This window comes from Streptomyces sp. NBC_01591, assembly GCF_035918155.1.
In the GTDB taxonomy this organism is placed as follows: domain Bacteria; phylum Actinomycetota; class Actinomycetes; order Streptomycetales; family Streptomycetaceae; genus Streptomyces.
Genome location: NZ_CP109327.1, coordinates 2,168,537 through 2,190,117, shown reverse-complemented (window position 1 = coordinate 2,190,117; position 21,581 = coordinate 2,168,537). Strand labels below are relative to the sequence as shown.

Genomic DNA, 21,581 nt, shown 5'->3' with positions numbered 1-21,581 from the left:
CCGCCCGGGTACAGCAGTTTATGGCTGGGGGGACGGGTCTGCCCGCCGGCCGCCCGGATCGGGTTCGGGGACAGGGCCGGCCGTGCGCTGGCGCGGCACCCGTCCGGCCGGCCCGGCACCGAGGCGTCCCGGCGGAGGCTTCCGCAGACGACGGTCGGGGAGGAACACGGCGGCGATCCCCATGGCGGTCAGCCCGATCAGGCTGCTGACGACACCGACCCGTGGTGCCAGCGAGACGTCGGGCAGCAGGAACACCGCGACATCGAGGCTGAACGAGGCCGCCGCGACCATGGCGAGGGTGGAAGCGACGCGGTTGAGACGGGTGTCGAGTGCCTCGGTCCGCTGCGAAGCGGCGGCCAGCAGGGAATTGCCGACGTAACCGAGCAGCTTGTCGGCCCGCTCCTGGGTGTTGTCCAGGCCGATGGACTCACGGGCGGCGAGGTAGGTGGCCCTGGGGCCCTGCGTCGACTCTATGCGGTAGCCGTCGAGGTGGTGGTAGTCGGACCAGACGCCGTCGAGGAAGCGCCGGAACGCGTGGACGTCGGTCGTGGGGTGCTCGGCCTTGGCGAGGTCGACCAGAATCCGGCGGCCACCCAGCAGGGCGCCGACGAGCAGGGACTGCTGTGCCGTCGCGATGTCGGTGGGTTCCAGCATCGTCCGCAGCTCGTGCAGCGAGGTCGCCGGGTCCCGGTCCCAGGCGTAGGTGTACGGCAGGAGTATCCGGCAGTGCGGCCCCGGGCTGAGCTGCGGCAGCCGCGGGTCGGTTGCCCACGGCGGCTCCTCGGTGACGAAGTGGCAGTTGTACCGGGCCGATTGACGGTCCACCGGCGCATCCTCGCCGCTGGCCGCGAGGTCCGGTCGCAGAGCGAGACCCTGCACCAGGCCGCAGGCCGCCGCGGCTGCCAGCACCGCGGCGAGGATGGGGGCGTCCGCCTCGCGGAGCACGTTGTTCACCCGCGCGTCCAGCGCGTCGAGGTCGGCGAGGGGGAGCAGGCGCAGATCCGCCTCGTGCCTCAGCGCGTACGTCACCAGGATGCTGCCCGCGCTGAGGATCCGGGCGTGGCAGCCGACGATCTCCGTACCGGGGAGCGTGATCACCCCGGTGATGATCTCCTTCAGGTCCAGCTCGATCGTGTGATCCGGGTTGTACACGAGCGTCCCGAGCTCTCCGGCGGTCGGGCGTAACTCGCCGTGTCCCGGCACCTGGAAGGACTCCAGGGTCAGGGGAAGGGAATTGTGGTGCACCGGGTACGCCCTGCTCTGCAGGTGCAGCACCTCGCTCAACGCGCCACCTCGGTCTGCCCCGGAACGCCCTGCCCGGGAACGTTCTGCGCGGGAGCGCTCCAGGAAACGGCCACGTACTCGGGAATCAGGTCGGACTCGGGCACGTCCACCCGGTGGAGGTACCGCTGCTGCAGGTCCTCCGGACCGCAGTCCTCGATCTCCTTGCCGAGCAGCGATGTCAGGCCGTGGTGGGTCAGGTAGGAGGCCTCCTCCGGAACCGAACGGCTGCGGAACCACTGCCGCTGGTCGGCGAGGACCTTGCTCCCCGCGGCGGCGGCGGGCCAGTAGCTGACGGCGGTGACCACGCACGAGCCGAACTCGGCCCCGAGGCCGACGACCGCGCGTGCCGCGTCCGACGGCAGATAGAAGACCAGGCCCTCGGCCACATAGGCCACCGGGCGCCCGTCGGCCAATTTGCGTACCAGGGCGACGAGTTCTTCCCGTGCGGCAGGGCTGCTGAGGTCGGCCGCGTGATGGTGGACGTCCCGCTCCGGCAGGACTCCGGACGCCACCAGCTCTGCCGTCCGGGACCGCTTGGCCGCGGCCATGTCCGGCAGGTCCACTTCGAGAGCCGTCCGGAACGGCAGGAGCCACGGGTACGAGGAGAAGCCGGCCCCGCACACGACGAGCACCGTGTCCGGATTCTCGCGCAGTGAGCGCGCCAGGGTGTCCGCGATGTACCTGCCGCGCAGCGAGACGACCAGATCGTCGTGCGGGTAGACGGTGCCGGCGAACTCGTCCCACAGCTCGCGCACCGCGGGCCGGTCGCTGTCCGGAATCCAGGCGGCCGCCAAGGGGTCCTCGGCGAGCTCCGGCATCCGCGCACGCGACTCGTTGACGAGATAGGCGGTCAGTTCTACTCCACAGTGCATGGGCGAGTCTCCCGCTGTTCCTTGTGTGCTGTTGCCCGATCCGTGTTCCCTGATCTCTGATCGATCTCTGATCCCGAGATCACCAACGGTCGTGATCAGGTCTCACATAGTACGCATCGGCTCTCGGCACCCGCCAGGGGCCGAGGAGCCAACGCGCCTTCCGGAGCTGGCACTTCACCGAGTCAGGCCTCTTGCACACCCGAAGCGGAACGCGGGGCCTACGCGCTCGGCCAGGCCTCCGAAACGGCCTTGCGGGCAGCTTCGAGGTCGACCTGCCGGCCCGCGTCGGCCAGCGCCGCCCCCAGTGCCGCGAGCGAGGACTGCACCGCGCCCCGGGTCGCGTCCACGCCGTAGTGATTGACCCGGATCATCTCCTTGGACAGCGCGCCCCCGCCCGCGATCAGCGGCAGCGAAGGGTCGGCCGCGAGTGCCCGTGCGACCAGCTCGGCGGCGTCGATCCCCTCGGGGGCGCGCAGCGTCGTCGCGACCGGCGCCGCTTCCTTCGCCTCGTGCACGTACGGCGCAAGGCCGCCGCCGAGTGCCACCGCACCCGCACGCGTCGCCGCGGCGGCAGCGGCGTGCCGCGCCATCAGCGCATCCAGCCCCTCGGTCTCGATCCGCTCCACACAGGCCTCCAGCGCCAGCATCTCCAGCTGGGCGGGGGCATGCAGCAGGGCCCGGCGGCCGCCGTCGATCCAGCGTTCCTTCCAGTCCAGGAGCGAGAGGTACGAGCGGCGCGGCGCCTCGGGGTTGGCGGCGATCCGCTCCCAGGCGCGCTCGCTCACCGAAACCGCCGACACCCCGGCCGGGCCGCCCATCGCCTTCTGCGCGCCGATCACGCAGAGGTCGACGCCCCACACGTCCGGCAGCAGCGGCTCGGCACCCACCGAGGCGACGGCGTCCAGCATGAACAGCGCCCCGTGCGAACGGACCACCTCGCCGATCTCGGCGACCGGATTGGTGTTGCCGGTCGCCGCCTCCGCGTGGACCAGGGAGACGAAGTCGATCTCCGGGTGCTCGGCCAGCGCCCGCGCGACCTGGTCGGCGGTGACCGCCGTGTGGAAGGGGACCGCGAGATCGACCACATTGGCACCGCAGTCCCGCAGCCAGTTCCCGAAGGTCTGCCCGTAGGGCCCGGTGACGACGTTCAGCGCGGTCGAGCCGGGCCGGGCGCCGCCCCGGATGCAGCCTTCGAGGGGGAGCAGCGCCTCGCCCTGCATGATGACGACGTCCTGCTCGGTGGCGAGGAGGCCGGCCACCCGCTTCTCGATGGCCGAGAAGTGCGCGGCGGTGAGCGGGGCGAGGTCGAGGAAGGGGTGCGTCACGGTGGTGCTCTCTTCGGGTCGGGTCGGTCCGGTGCGCGCCGGCGCGTACGGGGCGGTGCTTCCGTCGAAGCGTACCCAGGGCCCCGCGCGCCGCCTCGTACAGTGCTGCCCATGAGTGATCACAAGGCATCGCAGGTGCTGCACGTGAAGGGGCGGGTGCTCGTCGGTCCCGAGGACGTCCGCGACGAGCTCTGGGCGGTCGACGGACGGATCTCGTACGGGAGGCCGGCCGGCGCGGACGGGGCGGTGACCGTCACCGGCTGGGTGCTGCCGGGCCTGGTGGACGCCCACTGCCACGTCGGGCTCGACCACCACGGCGCCGTGGACGCGGCGACCAGTGAGAAGCAGGCCCTCGCCGACCGGGAGGCGGGTGCGCTGCTGCTGCGGGACGCGGGTTCACCGGCCGACACCCGGTGGATCGACGACCGCGAGGACCTGCCGAAGATCATCAGGGCCGGCCGGCACATCGCCAGGCCCCGCAGGTACACCCGGAACTACGCCCACGAGATCGAGCCGGACGAGCTGGTCGCGTACGTCGCGCAGGAGGCGCGCCGCGGCGACGGCTGGGTGAAGCTGGTCGGCGACTGGATCGACCGGGAGGTGGGCGATCTGACCGCCCTCTGGCCGCGCGAGGCGGTCGGGGCGGCCATCGCCGAGGCGCACCGGCTCGGCGCCCGGGTCACCGCGCACTGCTTCGCCGAGGACTCGCTGCGCGATCTCGTCGAGGCCGGGATCGACTGCATCGAGCACGCCACCGGGCTCACCGAGGACACCATTCCGCTGTTCGCCGAGCGTGGTGTCGCGATCGTCCCCACCCTGGTCAACATCGCCACGTTCCCCTCGCTCGCGGCGGGCGGCGACGCCAAGTTCCCCCGCTGGTCGGCCCATATGCGGCGGCTGCACGAGCGGCGCTACGACACGGTGCGCGCGGCGTACGACGCCGGGGTCCCGGTCTTCGTCGGCACCGACGCGGGCGGTGTGCTCGCCCACGGACTGGTGGCGGACGAGGTCGCCGAGCTGGTGAAGGCGGGCATCCCGGCCCTGGAGGCGCTGTCCGCGACGACCTGGGGCGCGCGGCAGTGGCTGGGGCGGCCGGTGCTGGAGGAGGGCGCCCCGGCGGACCTGGTGGTGTACGACGAGGACCCGCGGGCGGACGTACGGGTGCTCGCGGCGCCGCGGCGGGTGGTGCTGAACGGGCGGGTGATCGGCTGAGTCCGGCGGCCCCGCGACCGGGGTGCGCCGTGCTGACAGGCAGTTGCCGTGTTGACAGGCAGTTACTGAACCCTCTGCTCTGTCGTTGGAACACCTTCACGCGCACCCCGGCGCAGTCGGCTCCGGCGCCGTTCGCGCTCAGTGGATCGGGTGGCCCGGAGGAACGAACGTACCGAGATATTCGAATACAGGCGCGGAAACCCCCCTTTGGGGTGAACTCACCTCAGGTGTCCGCCAGTTCACCCTCCGTGCGTAAAGATTTCGGGGTCGAGGCCACCGGAGCTCTCGATGTCCCCCATTGGACGGCACCGGTGGCTCCATGTCTCTTGTGGGGGTTCCACCACCTTGAACAGCAACACCTTCCGCCTGGCCGCCCTGGCGGTCGCCGCCGCTCCCGTCGCCCTGCTGGTCGCCGTCCCGGCGCAGGCCGCCACCGCGACTACCACGACCACCGGCGACGGGAAGGCGAGCGCGGTCGTGCTCCGTACCGCACTCGACGTCTCGCTCCTGAACAAGACGGTCGACGTGCCGCTCAAGGCCACGCTCAATGAGGTGCAGGCACCCGCCGACGCCAAGGAGACCGCGCTCAGCGTGCGGCTCGACGGCGTGGAGGGCGGCCGGCCGGTCAGCGTGCTCGCCGCCGATGTGGCCACCGCGAACGCGACCGTCGACAAGCACCGGGCCGAGGGCTACAGCAATGTGGCCAAGGCCCGCGTCCATGTGCCCGGACTGCCGCTGCTCTCGCTGATCGAGGTGGAGAAGGTCACGTCCAAGGCGGTCTGCGAGGTGGGCAGGAAGCCGGTCGCCGAGTCGAACGTGCTGGGACACGTGTCGGTCCTCGGCAAGCGCATCAACCTCACCGCGGGCGGTACCACGCAGGTCACGGTTCCGGGTGTCGGCGAGGTGACCCTCGACCTCTCGAAGACGCACACCACCTCGCGCACCGCCGCGGCGACCGCCCTGCAGCTGAAGGTCTCCGTCAATCCGCTCAAGCTGAACGTCGCCGATGTGCGCGGCGAGATCACGCTCGCCGAGGCGACCTGCGAGACACCGAAGCCGAGCGGACCGGGCGGCGGCGACAACGGTGGTTCGAGCAACGGTGGTTCGAGCAACGGTGGTTCGACCAACGGTGGTTCGACCAACGGGGGGTCGAGCAGCGGCGGGTCGAGTGACGGAGGTTCCGGCAACGGCGGTTCCAGCGGCGGTGGTTCCAGTGATGGAGGTACCTCAGGCAACGGCGGAAGCACGACCGGTTCCACCAGTGGTGGCGGGGTGAAGCCGCAGACCGGCACCGACCACGAACCGGCCGTCGACTCGAACCTCGCGGAGACGGGCGGCAGTTCCACCACGCCGTACATCGCGGGCGGCGCGGCCGTACTGCTGGCGGCGGGTGCCGGTGCGGTGGTCGTGGCCAGGCGCCGCGCCCAGGGCTGACCCTTTCCGGAGCCCGAGCGGGGCCGCCGGTGCCGGGTTTCTCACCGGCGGCCCCGTCAGCGCACGGCCGCGCCCAGTGTCTGCAGTGCCTGGTCGAACGCCTGCAGGAAGCGGTTGGTCGTGGCGCGGTCGCGCACGGCCAGCCGCAGCCACTCGGGGCCGAGCCCGGGGAACGTATCTCCTCGCCGCGCCGCGAACCCCAGCATCCGCAACCGCTCCCGCACCTCGGCGGCCCGGTCCAGCTGCACCAGGACGAACGGCGCCTCGGCCTGCTGGGCCACCCGCACCTCGGTGAACTCCATGAGCCCCGCCACGAGATGGGCCCGGTCCACCGCGATCCGCTCCGCGGCGGCGGCCGCCTCGGCCAGGGCCCGCGGCTCCATGCACGCCTCGGCAGCGGTCAGCGCCGGGGCCGACACCGGCCACAGCGGCTGGGTCTCCTCCAACGCGCGGACGGTCCCCGGGGCGGCCAGCACATAACCGATCCGCAGCCCCGCGAGCCCCCAGGTCTTGGTGAGGCTCCGCAGTACGACGAGCCCCGGGACGTCCGTACGCCCGCACAGTGTTTCGCGCTCACCCGGCACCGCGTCCATGAACGCCTCGTCGACCACCAGCGTCCGGCCGGGACGTGCCAGTTGCTCCAGCACCGCCGCCGGATGCAGCACCGATGTGGGGTTGGTCGGATTGCCGACCACCACCAGATCCGCGTCCTCGGGCACCGCCGACGGATCCAGCCGGAACCCGTCCTCGGCCCGCAGCAGCACCCGCCGCACCTCGTGCCCGGCCGCGCGCAGCGCCGCCTCCGGCTCGGTGAACTGCGGATGGACCACGACCGGACGGCAGACCCGCAGCGCCCGTGCGATCAGCACGAACGCCTCCGCCGCACCCGCCGTCAGCAGCACATGGTCCACCGGCAACCCGTGTCGGGCCGCGACCGCCGCCCGCGCCGGCCGGCCGTCCGGGTAGGCGGCCAGCGAGCCCAGCGACGCGGCTATCCGCTCCCTGAGCCAGGCCGGGGGAGTACCGGCCCGTACGTTGACGGCGAGATCGGTCAGATCCCGGTCCCGTCCCCGTACTTCCGCGTCACCGTGGTGCCGCAGATCGTGCGTGCCCGCGCCGGTCGCGTCGGGACTTTCAGTGGGAGTGTGCATGACCGCCGTGGGGGTGGTGGTGATGATGGCCGTTGTCGTCGGGGCGGGAGACCGGCTGCTGCGGTCGTCCCACCTCGTCGGCTAAGTCCGGCAGGGAGATCAGGTACACGCACGGGGCGCCGTTCATCCGCAGATCACCCCTGACGCCCTCCCCGTAGCGCTCCACGACCAGGCCGTACAGCTCCTCGGCGCCACCGATGGCATCGGCCCGGTGGACATCCGGCTCCTGGCGGAAGTACGGCAGAACGACTATGCGCCCGGCACCCGGCTCCACGCAACGGTCGAGACCCGACGGCACGTACGGTGCCGAGAGCACGAGGACCGCCCGCCCGCCCGGAGCGCGGCGCACCACCGCACAGGTCGCCATCGGCACCCGCCCCCGCGGGGCCGACTTCCGCTTGGGCACGAGGAGCTCACCCCCCGCCGCGAGCGCGGCGGCCTCCGCGACCGACGGCGTACCGACCGCGGCGAGCGGTGCGCCGGACGGCCCGGGCACCTCGATACGGGCCAGCTCCCCGGCCGTGTACGTCCGCAGCGGCACACCGAGCGTCGCGGCGGCGGCGACGATTCCGGGCTCGTCCGCCTTGGCGTCCACGGTCACCAGCTCCGCGATGCTCAGCGGTGAGAGGCCGGCCGCGCGCAGGGTGTCCCGGACCAGTCCGAGGATCTCGTCGACCGGTACGCCCCTGGACGCGCCGACCCCGACGGCGAGCGACGCCGGCCGCAACACGGCGGTCCCCGCCCCGAGTTCCACGATCCGGTCGCTGACGCGCAGCACCACCGGGCCGTCAGTGCCCGTCGGCACATCCGGAAGCACGTCCGTCGGCACGCCCGGAAGCATGTCCGGAAGCACGTCCGGTGTCAGCGGCCGCAACGGCCACACCGCGTCCGCCCGCAGCTCCACCGGCGCCCCGCCGAGAATCGCCCGCGACACCCCGGCCACATCGCCCTCCACGGGAAGGCGCAGCGTGTCCGGCCCCGGAACCCCCGAGGTGTCGATGGCTTCGGACATGCGCGGAGTCCTTTCGGAGGGCGGGGCGGGGTGGGGAGCAGGAGAGAGGGGAGGAACGGGGCGGGTGACAGGGCGCGCTGAGATGCGCGTACCGGGGTCGATCGGCTAGCAAGAGCCCATGGCGGTGTTCGTCGCGCTCGGCGCGTTCCTGATGACCCTGGCAGGCGGCTGGGTCGCCCAGCGCGTCACCGACCGCCGTCACCTGGTGCTCGGCTTCGCCGGCGGACTGATGCTCGGAGTGGTCGGCCTGGACCTGCTGCCGGAGGCGATCGATGCCGCGGGCGAACCCGTCTTCGGCGTCCCGGCCGCCCTGCTGCTGTTCGTGGGCGGCTTCCTCCTCGCCCACCTCGTGGAGCGGCTGCTCGCCGTACGCCAGGCGGCGCACGGCGCGGGCGAGGAGCGGGTGCCGCAGGTCGGGCTCACAGCAGCGGCGGCGATGGTCGGCCACAGCCTGATGGACGGCATCGCACTCGGCGCCGCCTTCCAGGTGGGCGCCGGCATGGGAGCCGCCGTCGCCCTCGCCGTCATCACGCACGACTTCGCCGACGGCTTCAACACGTACACGATCACCAGCCTGTACGGGAACGCCCGCCGCAAGGCCATGATCATGCTGTTCGCAGACGCCCTGGCGCCGATCGTGGGCGCCGCGACGACACTGCTGTTCACACTTCCGGAGCAACTCCTCGGCTGCTATCTCGGCTTCTTCAGCGGCGCGCTGCTCTACCTCGCCGCCGCCGAGATCCTTCCCGAGGCGCACCACGAACACCCGGCCCGCTCCACGCTGCTGTGCACCGTGGCCGGGGTGGGCTTCATCTGGCTCGTGGTGGGCATCGCGGACTGAGCACCGCACGCGGTTCACCCCGCGCACCGCTCGACGAACCGGCGGGCCATGCCGGGCGCCGAAGCCCAGTGCGTATGCAGATAGCTCGCGTGCACGCCCCGCTGCACGTACCCCTCGACCCGCCGTTCCGGCTGGTGCATGCCCCACGCCGGATCGGCCCCGGCACCCGGCTCCAGCACGGTCCGGTGGAATTCGTGCCCGCGCACCCGTGTGCCGGGCGCCGCCAGCACGCTGTCGGAGACCGCCACGGCCTCCCGGTAGCCGAGCGTCAGCCGCTTCGACATCCGTGCCTCGGCATCGAGGACCCCGCACATCGGCAGCCCGTCGAGCGAACGCGCCAGATACAGCAGCCCCGCACACTCTGCGGACACCGGAGCCCCGGACTCCGCCAGCTCGGCGACGGCCTTGCGCAGCGCCGCGTTGGCGGACAGCTCGGAGGCGTACACCTCCGGGAAACCCCCGCCGATGACCAGCCCCCGGGTGCCCTCCGGCAGCGCCTCGTCCCGCAGCGGATCGAACGGCGCGACCTCGGCCCCGGCGGCGGTGAGCAGCTCGGTGTGCTCGGCGTACGAGAAGGTGAACGCGGCGCCAGAAGCCACGGCGACGACCGGAGCGGCCGGGCCCCGGCCACGGGCGGCGGCGGGCAGCGGAACGGGCCCGCCGCAGGCGCCGATCGCCTCCGCCGCGTCCCACACCTCACCCGGCAACGCGGGCGCGGACCTGGCCAGCGCCATCAGCGCCTCCAGATCGCACCCCGCCACCACCTGCTCCCGCATCGCCTCGACCGCGCCCACCGCGTCGCCCCGCCGCTCGGCCACCGGCACCAGCCCCAGATGCCGCGACGGCACGGCCACCTGCTCGGCCCGCCTGAGCACTCCCAGCACCGGCAGACCGGACTCGTCCAGCGCATCCCGCAACAGCGCCTCGTGCCGCTGGGAGCCGACCTTGTTCAGGATCACCCCGCCGAGCCGCACCTGCGGATCCCACGATGCGAAACCGTGCACCAGCGCGGCCATGGAACGCGACTGCGACGACGCGTCGACGACCAGCACCACGGGCGCCCGCAGCAGCTTCGAGACCTGGGCGGTCGACGCCAGTTCGCCCTGCCCCGACGCACCGTCGTACAGCCCCATCACGCCCTCGACCACCGCCAGGTCGCACCCCCGCGCCCCGTGCGCGAACAGCGGGGCGACCCGGTCGGGGCCGCACATGTACGCATCGAGGTTGCGCCCCGGCCGGCCCGTGGCCAGCGTGTGGTAGCCGGGGTCGATGTAGTCGGGCCCGACCTTGTGCGGGGACACGGCGAGGCCCCGCCCCGCGAAGGCCGCCATCAGCCCCGTGGCGACGGTGGTCTTGCCGCTCCCCGACGAGGGCGCGGCGATCACCAGACGAGGAACGTTCACTGCCCGTCCCTCACCATTCGATGCCTCGCTGACCCTTCTGACCGGCATCCATCGGGTGCTTGACCTTCGACATCTCGGTCACCAGGTCGGCCGCGTCCAACAGCTTCTGAGGTGCGTTGCGCCCGGTGATGACCACGTGCTGCGCACCGGGACGGCCGCGCAGCACGTCGATCACCTCGTCGGTGTCGATCCACCCCCAGTGCATCGGGTACGCGAACTCGTCGAGGACGTACAGCCGGTACGTCTCGGCGGCCAGGTCGCGCTTGACCTGCTCCCAGCCCTCGCGCGCCGCCTCCTCGTTGTTCAGCTGGTCGTCGCGCTGCACCCACGACCAGCCCTCGCCCATCTTGTTCCAGACGACGGACCCGCCCTCGCCGCTCGCGCCGAGGACCTTCAGCGCGTTCTCCTCGCCGACCTTCCACTTCGCCGACTTGACGAACTGGAAGACGCCGATGGGCCACCCCTGATTCCAGGCGCGCAGCGCGAGCCCGAAGGCCGCCGTCGACTTCCCCTTGCCGATGCCGGTGTGCACCATCAGCAGCGGACGATTACGGCGCTGACGGGTGGTGAGCCCGTCGTCGGGCACGGTGGTCGGCTGTCCCTGCGGCATTACGCAGCCCTCCTGTTGGTTTCCTGAACGTCCTTGACGAGCCCGGCGATCGAGTCGGCCCGCAGTTCGTCGAGCGTGACGGCACTGCCCCCGAGATCGCGCGCGAGGCTTCCCGCGAGGCCGAGCCGTACCGGCCCCGACTCGCAGTCCACGACGACGGACGCGATGCCCTCCGCCTCGTGCAGCCGCGCCGCCCGGGTCGCCAGTGCCACCGGCTCGGGCCCCCCGGTCGCCCGCCCGTCGGTCACCACGACCAGCAGCGGCCGCCGCGACGGATCACGCAACCGCTCCACCCGCAGCACCTCATGGGCCTTCAGCAGCCCGGCCGCAACGGGGGTGCGCCCACCGGTCGGCAGCAACTCCAGCCGTGCCGCCGCGGCGTCCACCGACGACGTCGGCGGCAGCGCCACCTCGGCGTCCTTGCCCCGGAAGGTGATCAGCCCGACCTTGTCCCGCCGCTGGTACGCGTCCAGCAGCAGCGACAGGACCGCCCCCTTCACGGCGGCCATCCGCTGCCGGGCGGCCATCGACCCGGAGGCGTCCACCACGAAGAGCACGAGATTCCCCTCGCGCCCCTCCCGCGTCGCCTGTCGCAGATCGTCCCGCCGGACCACCAGTCCGCGCCCGGACCGCCCCCGCGCCCGCTGATGGGGGGCGGCGGCCTGCACGGTCGCCGCCAGATGCAGCTTGGTCAGGGCACCCCGCGGACGCACCGCACCGGTCGTGCGTCCGTGCTCGGTACGCGCCCGGGACCGCCGCCCCGCAGCGCCCTCGCCCAGACCGGGAACGCTCAGCATCTTCGTGCGGAACGGCTCGGCAGCGCGTACCGGCTGCTGCTCACCGCCTCCGGCGGACTGCCCCTGCCCCTGCCCGGGCACGGACGGCGCGGGCGTGTCGCCGTCCTCGCCCTCGGGCTGCGGCGGCGTGTCGGGGCCGTCGCCCCGCGGGGGCCGACCGCCGCCACCGGGGCCGTCCGGGTCCGGGTCGTCGTCCTCGCCGCCGTTCTGCTCCAGCGTGTCGTCGAGCTTGTCCTCGTCGAGGCCCGGCGCGTCGAACGGATTGCGCCGGCGGCGGTGGGGGAGCGCGAGCAGGGCCGCCTGCCGCACGTCCTCGGCGAGCACATCCGTACGCCCCGCCCAGGCGGCCAGCGCGGTGGCCGTCCGCGCCATCACGATGTCCGCCCGCATCCCGTCGACCTCGAAGGCCGCGCAGGTGGCCGCGATCTGCCGCAACGCCGCGTCCCCGAGCAGTACTTCGGGCAGCAGCGCACGCGCGGCGACGATCCTCGCCCGCAACGCGTCCTCCTCGTCGGCCCACTTGGCGGCGAAGGCCGCTGGGTCGTCGTCGAACGCGAGACGGCGCCGCACGACCTCGACCCGCTGATCGGTCTCCCGGGACGCGGCGACCTCGACGGTCAGCCCGAAACGGTCGAGCAACTGCGGCCGCAGCTCGCCCTCTTCGGGGTTCATCGTCCCGACGAGCAGGAAACGCGCCGCGTGCCGTACGGAGACGCCCTCGCGCTCGACGTACGAGGCACCCATCGCGGCCGCGTCCAGCAACAGGTCCACGAGGTGGTCGTGGAGCAGGTTGACCTCGTCGACGTAGAGGATCCCGCGATGCGCGTCGGCGAGCAGGCCCGGCTCGAATGCCTTCACGCCCTCCGCGAGCGCCCGCTCGATGTCGAGCGCCCCGACGAGCCGGTCCTCGGACGCGCCGACCGGCAGCTCCACCATGCGGGCGTCCCGCGACACACCGGTCCCGGCCTCATGGGGGCCGTCGGGACACGCCGGGTCGGGCGACTCGGGGGCGCAGGAGAAGCGGCACCCGGAGACGACGTCCACCTCCGGCAGCAGCGCCGAGAGCGCGCGCACGGCGGTGCTCTTCGCGGTGCCCTTCTCTCCCCGTACGAGCACGCCACCGATGTTCGGCGCGACGGAGTTGAGAAGCAGGGCGAGTTGCAGGTCCTGCTGCCCGACGACGGCGGTGAACGGGAAATGCGTGCTCACGGGGCGATCCCTCCTGCGGGTGAATGGGCATGAAAAAGGCGGTCTCGGGACACACCGTTCATCGGCGTCCTCCGGGTGCTCCAGGGGCTCCGGGTGCTCCAGGGGGGATGAAGGGAAGTCCCGACGGTGCGCCCGACTCGATGAGCCGCAGCAACGCGTCGGTGTCCGCGTACTCCTCGATGAGATCGCCGAGGCGGTCGAGCTGTTCCTCGCGCAGCGCCGCGAACCCGGTGTCGGGAGCGGGGACGAAACGCCGGCCGGCGGCCTGTGCGACCTCGGTCAGGAAGCGGCGGCGGAATTCGTCGCTCTCCAGCGAACCGTGCCAGTGGGTGCCCCACACGGCGCCGACCCGGCAGCCGTCCAGGCTGTGTCCCCGGCCATCGGAGATGAACCCCTCGCCACCGTGCACGTCCGCCACGCCGTGGTGGATCTCGTACCCCTCGACCGGGGCACCGAGCGCCTCGCCGACGGGCCGGGCCAGGGTCTTCTCGCGGTCGAAGCGGATGCGTACGGGCAGCAGCCCCAGGCCCTCGACCTGCCCGGCCCGGGACTCGACCTCGTCCTCGATGTGCTCGCCGAGGATCTGGTAGCCACCACAGATGCCGAGGACCGGCCGGCCCTCGGCCGCGCGCCGCACCAGCGCGTCGGCGAGGCCGCGCTCGCGCAGCCAGGCCAGCGCCTTCACGGTGCCGCGGGTGCCCGGCACGACGACGAGATCGGCGTCGGACAGTTCCTCGGCACGGTCCACGAACCTGACGACGACGCCGGGCTCGGCGGCCAGCGCGTCCACATCGGTGAAGTTCGACATCAGGGGCACCGCGCACACCGCGACGCGCAGCACGTCCTCGCCGTGCGGCGGCGCGACGACCGACTCGCGCACGGCGCCGCGCAACGAGACCCGCAGACCGTCCTCCTCGTCGATGCCGAGGCCGTGGGCGAACGGCAGCACCCCGTACGTCGGCCGCCCCGTGATGTCCCGCAGCATGTCCAGGCCCGGCTCCAGCAGCGACACGTCGCCGCGGAACTTGTTGACGAGATAGCCGGCGATCAGCGACTGGTCCTCGGCGGCGAGCAGCGCGGTCGTACCGAAGAACGAGGCGAAGACGCCACCGCGGTCGATGTCGCCGACGACCACCACCGGGAAGCGCGCCGCCCGTGCGATGCCCATGTTCACGATGTCCGTGCGCCGCAGATTGATCTCGGCCGGACTGCCCGCCCCCTCGCAGATCACCGCGTCGTACGTGCCCCGGAGCTCCTCCAGGCACTCCAGGACCGTGGAGAGCAGCGCCTCCTGCCTGCCCCCGTGGTAGCCGCGCGCACTCATCTCGCCGACCGGCTTCCCCATCAGGACGACCTGGCTGGAGCGGTCGCTGCCGGGCTTGAGCAGGACCGGGTTCATCAGCGCGGTCGGCTCGACGCGGGCGGCCTGGGCCTGCATGGCCTGGGCGCGCCCGATTTCGGCACCCTCGCGGGTGACGAACGAGTTCAGCGACATGTTCTGCGCCTTGAAGGGCGCCACCTTCACGCCCCGGCGCACGAGCCAGCGGCAGATACCTGCCGTGACGACGCTCTTGCCCGCGTCGGAAGTGGTTCCGGCGACCAGTAGCCCGCCGCTCATGTGCTTCTCCGTCCTGCGATACGAGGTCCCGCGATACGAGGTCCTGCCCCGTTCGTTGAGGTGATCCGGCGCCCCGCGATCCGTCGTGCGGCGAGGGCCGCGCCGAGCCGTCCCGCCACGCACACGCCGAGGGCCAGCGCACTCACCCGGCGCGACAGCCGCACCGCGCGCTCGATGTCCTCGGTCTCCACCGCCCGGCCCGTCGCCCCGTTGAGCACGGGGCGGTGCTCGACCCGGCCGCCGTACGCGAGGGTCCCGCCGAGCCGTACGCCGAGCGCACCCGCGAACGAGGCCTCCACCGGGCCCGCGTTGGGGCTCGGGTGCTTGGCGGCATCGGCCCGCCAGGCGCGGACCGCTCCACGCGGCCGCCCTCCGGCGGCCACGGCGAGCAGGGCCGTGAGCCGGGCGCCGGGCCAGCCCGCGAGGTCGTCGAGGCGGGCCGAGGCCCAGCCGTAGCGCCGGTGACGGGGCGACTTGTGGCCGACCATGGCGTCGAGGGTGTTGGCGGCCCGGAAGCCGGCCAGTCCGGGGACCCCGGCCAGCGCGCCCCACACCAGGGCGCCGACCACGGCGTCCGAGGTGTTCTCCGCCACGGACTCGACGACGGCGCGGGCGATCTGCGGTCCGTCCAGGGACTGCGGGTCGCGCCCGCACAGATGCGGCAGCCGCTCGCGGGCCAGGTCGATGTCACCGGCCGCCAGGGCGTCGCCGATGGCCCGCGCCTCACGCCCCAGGGACGTACCGCCGACGACAGACCAGGTGGTGGCCGCGGTCAGTGCCACGGAGGCGGCGGGGCTGCGGTGTACGGCACGGGTGATCAGCGCGGCACCACCCGCGGCGCCTCCGGCGCAGACGAGGGTGTGCAGCGCGCCCCAGCCGCGGTGGTCGCGCCACAGACGGCGCTCGACGCCCGCTGCGGCCCGCCCGAAGGCGGCGACCGGGTGCCCCCTGCGGGGGTCACCGAGCAGCAGATCGCCGATCAGACCGGCCGTGGCGCCGTACGCGAAGATGCGGTCGGCTCGCACGGCTCAGCCGGCCGTCGCGCCTCGGCGGACCTTCGTACAGGCGGCTCTCGTCGAGAGCGCCGAAACAGCGGACGCACGGCAGCCAGGCATGGCGATATGTCCTCACTCAGGGTCCGCGCCCTGGTTCGACGTGACCGGCGACGAGAGTCTCCTGGCTCCCGGATCCGCGATTCCCCCGGCCTTCCAGCCCGCTCGCGCGTGCCGTGACTTCCGGTGTGGGGGACCGCTCCCCGGTGACAGTGGCGGGACCGCGCCGGATTCGCACCGGCTTCCTCTGCTGTCGCCGTAATTGGCTCCGGCAGTCCACCACGCTCCGCGAACGCCCGTCAACCTGCCGTTGACCTGCGGCGGCGCAGTGTGCTGAGACGCACATCGGGCCGGACACATGTGGTGTCCGGCCCGACGGGGGAGCGTGCGCGGGAGTGGCTCAGGCGACGATCAGATAGATCCCGTACGCGACGGCCGCGGCGCACAGCGCGAAGCAGACGTACGCGCCGGCGCGGGCCAGCAGCAGCGAGCCGCCGGAGCCGCCCTGCGCCGCCGGTTCCGGCTGCTTGGAGAGGCCGACGATGCCCAGGGTGAAGAGGCCCACCAGCGCGACGGTGACAACGAGGGAGACGCCGAATACGGAGCCGAGGGCTGCCCAGTCGATGTTCATGCTGAATCCTTAGACGGCTGACCTGTCGGCCGGCTCAGACGGTGGCGGGTCGCGCCGGGTCCTGGGTGGTCCCGGCCGGGGCCGGAATCGTGGTCATGAGGTTCTGGGCCGGTGCCTGGACCGTGGCCGAGGCCGTGGTGGGCGGCGGGCTGACGGCGGCGATGGCCGTGGTGACGACGCCCGCGGGCTCGGCGTCGCCGTCCGTCGGCGCGACATCGCCGTGGCCGACCGGCTTGCGGCGCGACACCAGCCAGATCGCACCGGAGCCCGCGACCAGCAGCGCCGCGACGACGACGACGCCCCAGGTGCCCTGCTTGGTGAGGAGCTCCGCGCCCGCGCCGACCAGACCCGCGGCCGGCAGGGTCAGACCCCAGGCGACGAACATCCGGGTGGCGGTGGACCAGCGGACCACACCGCCCTGGCGGCCGAGGCCCGCGCCCATCACGGCGCCGGAGCAGGACTGGGTGGTGGAGAGGGAGAAACCGAGGTGCGAGGAGGCCAGGATGACCGTGGCCGCACTGGTCTGGGCGGCGAAGCCCTGCGGCGGCTTGAGGTCGGTGAGGCCGCTGCCCATGGTGCGGATGATGCGCCAGCCGCCCAGGTAGGTGCCGAGAGCGATGGCCGCACCGGCGCAGACGATGACCCAGACCGGCGGGTTGGCGCCCGGGTTCAGGACGCCGCCGGTGACCAGGGCCAGGGTGATGATGCCCATGGTCTTCTGTGCGTCGTTGGTGCCGTGGGCGAGGGAGACCAGCCCGGCCGAGGCGATCTGGCCGGCCCGGTAACCCTTGGCGGTGGCCTTCTCCTGGGCGTCGTTGCGGACCTTCCCGCCGATCCGGTACGTCAGCCTGGTGGCCAGCAGCGCGGCCAGACCGGCGACGATCGGGGCGGCGAGGGCGGGGAGCAGCACCTTGGTGACGACGGTGCCGCCGTTGACGGACGACCAGCCCGCCGACATCACGGCCGCGCCGATCAGGCCGCCGAACAGGGCGTGCGAGGAGCTGGACGGCAGTCCGACCAGCCAGGTCAGCAGATTCCACAGGATGGCGCCGACGAGTGCCGCGAAGATGACTTCTGTTCGCAGCCCGTCCTCGTTGATGATCCCGCCGGAGATCGTCTTGGCGACCTCCACCGACAGGAACGCGCCGACGAGATTGAGAACGGCGGACATGGCCACCGCTGTCTTTGGTCTGAGTGCACCGGTCGAGATGGTGGTCGCCATCGCGTTCGCGGTGTCGTGGAAACCGTTCGTGAAATCGAACACTAGAGCTGTCACGATCACAATCGCGAGTAGCAGCGTGATGTGTTCCATCTACCCAGGCAATCGTTCGACGTCATTGGCATGTGGACCGTAGGCAACCTGGGTGAACGGAAGATGAACTGAGCAGGGCGCTGTGGTGATCCAAAGCGGAGCGGAGTCGTTCCGCTTGTTCCCGAAGCCGTTCCCGCAGGGGCGCGGCCCGGCTCTCAGGCGGGTGCGGTCCGGCTTCCCGGCGAGGTGCGACTGTGGCCGATCGCATACCCGTTCGCCTCCGGGGCTGACAGGATCGGCGCATGAGCGATCAGCAGCGGGACGCGATCGGACGGGCCTGGGACGGTGTCGTCGCCACCGCCCGGAGAACGGCGGCCGAGGGCCTCGTCGTCGGGACCTCGGGAAACGTGTCGGCACGGGTCGGCGACACCATCCTGGTCACGCCGAGCGGAGTGCCGTACGACCGGCTGGGCCCCGAGGACGCCGTCGGCGTCGATCCGGAGGGCAACCGCGTACTCGGCGAACTGGCCCCGACCAGTGAACTTCCGCTCCACCTCGCCGTCTACCGGAACACCGACGCGGCCGCCGTCGTGCACACCCACGCGGTGCACGCCACGGCCGTCTCCACTCTGGTGCCCGAGGTCCCGTCGGTCCACTACGCCGCCGCCATGCTGGGCGGCCCCGTCCGCGTCGCCCCCTACACGCGCTACGGCACCGAGGAACTGGCCGAGAACATGCTCGCCGCCCTGCGGGGCCGCACGGGCTGCCTGCTCCAGAACCACGGAACCGTCACCTACGGAGCCACCCTGGACCAGGCGTACGACCGGACCGCCCAGCTGGAATGGCTCTGCCGGCTCTGGCTCGCCGCGAGCTCCGTCCCCGGACGCAGCCCGAACCTGCTCTCCCCGGAGCAGCTGCACGATGTGCAGGAGGCGCTCAAGGGCTACGGACAACCTGGCTGACCCGGCCCGGTCCACCGGACGGCCCAGGCCGTGCCCGTAAAGTCCCGTCTGGCTTACGGCGTCTGGCACGCACGCTCGCGGCGTTGTCGGAATCGCCCTCGTACACCCGGTACGAGGGCGATCCTCCGCCTTGCGATCGCACGCACCAGACGCCGCGAGCCACGCCCTCCAGGCGTACGACGGGACTTCACGGACACGGCCCAGGCCTGTCCCGTCCACTGGCAGGGTCCCGCACCCCCCGCGACACTGAAGCGGTGCGCCCGGCAACAGTTACGGCAGCAGCCGTCACCACGATCCTCGGCGTCGGTGCGGCAGCGGTCGCGGCCGGCCGGTACGCCAGCGACGCCGCCCTCAGGGCGCCGTCCGGACGACCGCTCCCCGCCGACCGCAGACTCACCGTGCACGCCACGGCGGCCGGGCAGGTCACCCTGACCCGCTCCTTCGCCGCCCTGCGACCCGGTATGTACGGACTGGTGGGCAAGGGCGTCCACGCGGTGGTCGGCCCGGTGATCGAGCACGCCCACCACGCCCCCGACACCGTCGTCCGCAGACTGGAACGCGTCGACCGCGGCAGCCTGGAGACCGGCGCCAAGGTCCGCGTCACCCCGCAGCTGTACAGCGGCGACCCGTCCTCGGCCCTCGGCCTGGGCCACCGGGAGGTCGAGATCCCCGGCGAACTCGGCGCCCTGCCCGCATGGTTCCTGCCCGGCCCCCGCGACACCTGGGTCATCACCGTGCACGGCCTCGGCACCACCAGGGAACACCCCATGAACGTCATGAGGTTCCTGCACGACCTGCGGCTGCCCGTGCTCGACCTGGCCTACCGCGGCGACGCCGGAGCCCCGCGTTCCCCCGACGGCCTCGCCCATCTCGGCGAATCCGAGTGGCGCGACCTGGACGCCGCGATCCGCTTCGCCGTGCGGTACGGGGCCGAGAAGGTCGTCCTGCACGGCTGGTCCACCGGCGCCTCGATGGCGCTGCACGCGGCCGTCAACTCCGCGTTGCGCGACCGGATCTGCGGTCTTGTCCTCGACTCCCCGGTGCTGGACTGGGCCGCCACGCTGCGCGCCCTGGCCGTCGCCCGCGGCGTCCCGGCCGCCCTGCTGCCGCTCGCCCTCCGGGCCGCCCAGGGGCAGACCGGACTGCACGGAGCCCGGCTGCTGGACGGCTCCCTCGCATCGGCGCTGCACGTCCCGACCCTGATCTTCCACGGGCCCGACGACAGACTCGCCCCCTGGCAGCCGTCCCGCGATCTCGCCGCCCGCCGCCCGGACCTGATCGCCCTGCACGCCGTACCGCAGGCTCCGCATGCGGCGATGTGGAATGCCGATCCGGCCCACTACGAGGAGACCCTGCGCCGCTTCCTGACGCCCCTGATGTGAGCCGATGCGAGGGATCGGCCGATTGGTCCCGGGCCCCGTCCCACCGGCCCCTACACCGGGAATTCGGGTTCCGTTTGGGCTTTCGGGCCGTCAGGGGCAAGACTGCTCCCGTGACGTCCCGTAACCCGCGCGACTCCAGGCTGCGACTTGTCCGCCCGCGACCCCTTGCCACCGCTCGCAAGGCCGTGACCACCCGGCGCACCAGGCCGGCACCCCGCCCACCGGAGGGCACTCCGCCCCGGTCGGAACTGGCCCGGCAGGCCAGGACGGCCCTCGCCGACGCCGTACGGATCGCCCGCTGGGCAGCCGACGGCGCGATCCCCGGCGCACCACCGCTCGCCGCCCAGGCACTCCAACGGGCCGCGACAGCTCTGGAATTGTCCCCGGCCCAGGTGCGCTCCGGCTGGGACCGGGCCAGGCTCGCCGGCCTCGTCGAACTGCACGGCGACACCGCACGCCCCGGCTGGCGGCTGCGCGCCTGGGACCGCGACGACTCCGCCGTGCTCCGCGGCTGGGTGGCGCTCTTCGACGCCTGGTCGCTCGTCCACCCGGCGCCCGCGGACATCGAGTCCACCGCGGTCGCCGAGGCCGTCGAGGCAGTGCCGCAGGTCCTCTCCCTCCTCCAGCTATCGGCGGGCCCGGTCACCGTGCCCGCCCTGCTGGACCTGCTCGGCCAGCGCGTCGCGGAACTCCGCGAGGAGCGCTGCGAGGTGCCCTACGGACCCCAGCCGCTGCCCGCACCGGCCGAATCCGCACCCGCCGCACACCCCGCCGCCCTGGTGGCGCTGCTGCTGGACTGGGCCCTGGAGGGGCTGGCCGCGGTCGGCGCGCTCACCCTCGGCACCGGACACGCCACCCTCACCCCGCTCGGCAACTGGGCGGTCTGGGTCAAGCTGGAACAGATCTGCGTCGCGGCCCAGAGCCCGGCCGGGAACATCGAGCAGTCCGCCGCCGACATGCTGCTCGGCTGCGCCCGGCTCACCCCCGGCCCGGCCCGCGACGAATACCGGGCCTGGCTGGCCGCCCGCCCCGTCGGCAGCGCCGTCGCCGAACTCCTCGCCGTCGCCCGCGGCGAGGACGCGCTCCTGCGGGGGCTCGCCTTCGAGGCGCTCCGGGTCGTCGGCGCCCCGGCCGAGCCCGAGGTCCGCTCCGTCGTCGCCGACCCCTCGCTGCGCCCCTACGCGCTGCTCTGGCTGGCCGAGTACGACGGAACCGACCCCGAGGACGCCCAGGACGTCCTCAGCCGGGAGGAGGCCACCTGGCTCTGGGTCGACACCGCGGCGGCCGTCGCCGACCACGGCGAGACCGGGCTGCTGGTCCGCCATCTCGACTCGGCCGTCCAGGGCACGGTGCCGGCCCTGCTGGACGAGGTACGGGCCGTCGGCCACCCGCGCACCGTGCAGGTGCTGGTGGCCCTGGCCGCCGCGCACCCGGACCCCGCGCTCGCCAAGGCGGTGCGACGGGCCGCGTTCCAGGTGCACACCGGCGGCGCCTGACACGCCGCGCCGGACGGGCCCCGCCCCGGGGCCCGTCC

16 protein-coding genes, 2 pseudogenes and 1 riboswitch are annotated in these 21,581 nt (G+C 72.9%); of the genes and pseudogenes, 6 read left to right on the top strand and 12 right to left on the bottom strand.

Annotated features, from left to right (window positions below; genetic code table 11):
- Window positions 1-18: 18 nt before the first annotated feature.
- The 3 genes from OG978_RS10220 to OG978_RS10210 all read right to left on the bottom strand — a co-directional run bounded on the left by OG978_RS10220 (window position 19) and on the right by OG978_RS10210 (window position 3,481).
- Window positions 19-1,284 (bottom strand): hypothetical protein, encoded by a 1,266-nt coding sequence (locus OG978_RS10220; protein ID WP_326764893.1) that lies wholly within the window; start codon window positions 1,282-1,284, stop codon window positions 19-21.
- Window positions 1,281-2,156: a class I SAM-dependent methyltransferase gene (locus tag OG978_RS10215; RefSeq protein ID WP_326764892.1), complete on the bottom strand. Its 876-nt coding sequence runs from the start codon at window positions 2,154-2,156 to the stop codon at window positions 1,281-1,283. Before OG978_RS10215 ends, OG978_RS10220 begins: the two co-directional genes overlap by 4 nt.
- 218 nt (window positions 2,157-2,374) lie before the next feature.
- Window positions 2,375-3,481, bottom strand: a complete 1,107-nt coding sequence (locus OG978_RS10210; protein WP_326764891.1) for a pyridoxal-phosphate-dependent aminotransferase family protein — start codon at window positions 3,479-3,481, stop codon at window positions 2,375-2,377.
- Between the two features lie 135 nt (window positions 3,482-3,616).
- Here OG978_RS10210 and OG978_RS10205 point away from each other — a divergent pair, with 135 nt between their 5' ends.
- Together OG978_RS10205 and OG978_RS10200 are read left to right on the top strand one after the other, a co-directional pair.
- Window positions 3,617-4,693, top strand: a complete 1,077-nt coding sequence (locus tag OG978_RS10205; protein ID WP_442817828.1) for an amidohydrolase family protein — start codon at window positions 3,617-3,619, stop codon at window positions 4,691-4,693.
- 345 nt (window positions 4,694-5,038) lie between these two features.
- Window positions 5,039-6,127: an SCO1860 family LAETG-anchored protein gene (locus tag OG978_RS10200; RefSeq protein ID WP_326764889.1), complete on the top strand. Its 1,089-nt coding sequence runs from the start codon at window positions 5,039-5,041 to the stop codon at window positions 6,125-6,127.
- Between the two features lie 56 nt (window positions 6,128-6,183).
- Here the strand turns inward: OG978_RS10200 and cobC are convergent.
- Window positions 6,184-7,278: pseudogene (gene cobC / locus OG978_RS10195) on the bottom strand (Rv2231c family pyridoxal phosphate-dependent protein CobC); the annotation flags it as partial.
- A 301-nt stretch (window positions 7,279-7,579) separates the two neighbouring features.
- A pseudogene (locus OG978_RS10190) lies at window positions 7,580-8,296 on the bottom strand (cobalamin biosynthesis protein); the annotation flags it as partial.
- Between the two features lie 112 nt (window positions 8,297-8,408).
- Between OG978_RS10190 and OG978_RS10185 the strand changes: the two are divergent.
- Window positions 8,409-9,131, top strand: coding sequence for a ZIP family metal transporter (locus tag OG978_RS10185; RefSeq protein WP_326764888.1), 723 nt, complete (start codon window positions 8,409-8,411; stop codon window positions 9,129-9,131).
- Window positions 9,132-9,145: 14 nt separating this feature from the next.
- Here the strand turns inward: OG978_RS10185 and OG978_RS10180 are convergent, their stop codons facing one another.
- The 7 genes from OG978_RS10180 to OG978_RS10150 form a co-directional block, all read right to left on the bottom strand.
- Window positions 9,146-10,582, bottom strand: a complete 1,437-nt coding sequence (locus OG978_RS10180) for a cobyrinate a,c-diamide synthase (protein WP_326764887.1) — start codon at window positions 10,580-10,582, stop codon at window positions 9,146-9,148.
- Window positions 10,545-11,144 (bottom strand): cob(I)yrinic acid a,c-diamide adenosyltransferase, encoded by a 600-nt coding sequence (gene cobO / locus OG978_RS10175; protein ID WP_326764886.1) that lies wholly within the window; start codon window positions 11,142-11,144, stop codon window positions 10,545-10,547. Before cobO ends, OG978_RS10180 begins: the two co-directional genes overlap by 38 nt.
- The gene (locus tag OG978_RS10170; RefSeq protein WP_326764885.1) at window positions 11,144-13,150 is read right to left on the bottom strand and encodes a putative cobaltochelatase; all 2,007 of its coding nucleotides are present in this window, start codon (window positions 13,148-13,150) and stop codon (window positions 11,144-11,146) included. Before OG978_RS10170 ends, cobO begins: the two co-directional genes overlap by 1 nt.
- 58 nt (window positions 13,151-13,208) lie before the next feature.
- Complete coding sequence (locus OG978_RS10165) at window positions 13,209-14,768, bottom strand: cobyric acid synthase (protein ID WP_326764884.1); 1,560 nt, start codon at window positions 14,766-14,768, stop codon at window positions 13,209-13,211.
- A complete protein-coding gene (locus OG978_RS10160; RefSeq protein WP_326764883.1) occupies window positions 14,765-15,793 on the bottom strand; it encodes a cobalamin biosynthesis protein in 1,029 nt (342 codons plus the stop codon). The genes OG978_RS10165 and OG978_RS10160 overlap by 4 nt, the downstream gene beginning before the upstream one ends.
- 145 nt (window positions 15,794-15,938) lie before the next feature.
- Window positions 15,939-16,067, bottom strand: a riboswitch (cobalamin riboswitch).
- 153 nt (window positions 16,068-16,220) lie between these two features.
- A complete protein-coding gene (locus OG978_RS10155; RefSeq protein ID WP_093895733.1) occupies window positions 16,221-16,451 on the bottom strand; it encodes a hypothetical protein in 231 nt (76 codons plus the stop codon).
- Between the two features lie 34 nt (window positions 16,452-16,485).
- Window positions 16,486-17,763, bottom strand: a complete 1,278-nt coding sequence (locus tag OG978_RS10150) for an inorganic phosphate transporter (protein WP_326764882.1) — start codon at window positions 17,761-17,763, stop codon at window positions 16,486-16,488.
- Window positions 17,764-18,005: 242 nt separating this feature from the next.
- On the opposite strand from OG978_RS10150, the gene OG978_RS10145 reads away from it, so the two are divergent.
- The 3 genes from OG978_RS10145 (at window position 18,006) to OG978_RS10135 (ending at window position 21,543) form a co-directional block, all read left to right on the top strand.
- On the top strand, window positions 18,006-18,665 hold the full coding sequence (locus OG978_RS10145; RefSeq protein ID WP_326764881.1) for a class II aldolase/adducin family protein: 660 nt from the start codon (window positions 18,006-18,008) through the stop codon (window positions 18,663-18,665).
- Window positions 18,666-18,919: 254 nt separating this feature from the next.
- Window positions 18,920-20,047, top strand: a complete 1,128-nt coding sequence (locus OG978_RS10140) for an alpha/beta hydrolase (protein WP_326764880.1) — start codon at window positions 18,920-18,922, stop codon at window positions 20,045-20,047.
- Between the two features lie 185 nt (window positions 20,048-20,232).
- Window positions 20,233-21,543 (top strand): hypothetical protein, encoded by a 1,311-nt coding sequence (locus OG978_RS10135; RefSeq protein ID WP_326769986.1) that lies wholly within the window; start codon window positions 20,233-20,235, stop codon window positions 21,541-21,543.
- Window positions 21,544-21,581: the final 38 nt, after the last annotated feature.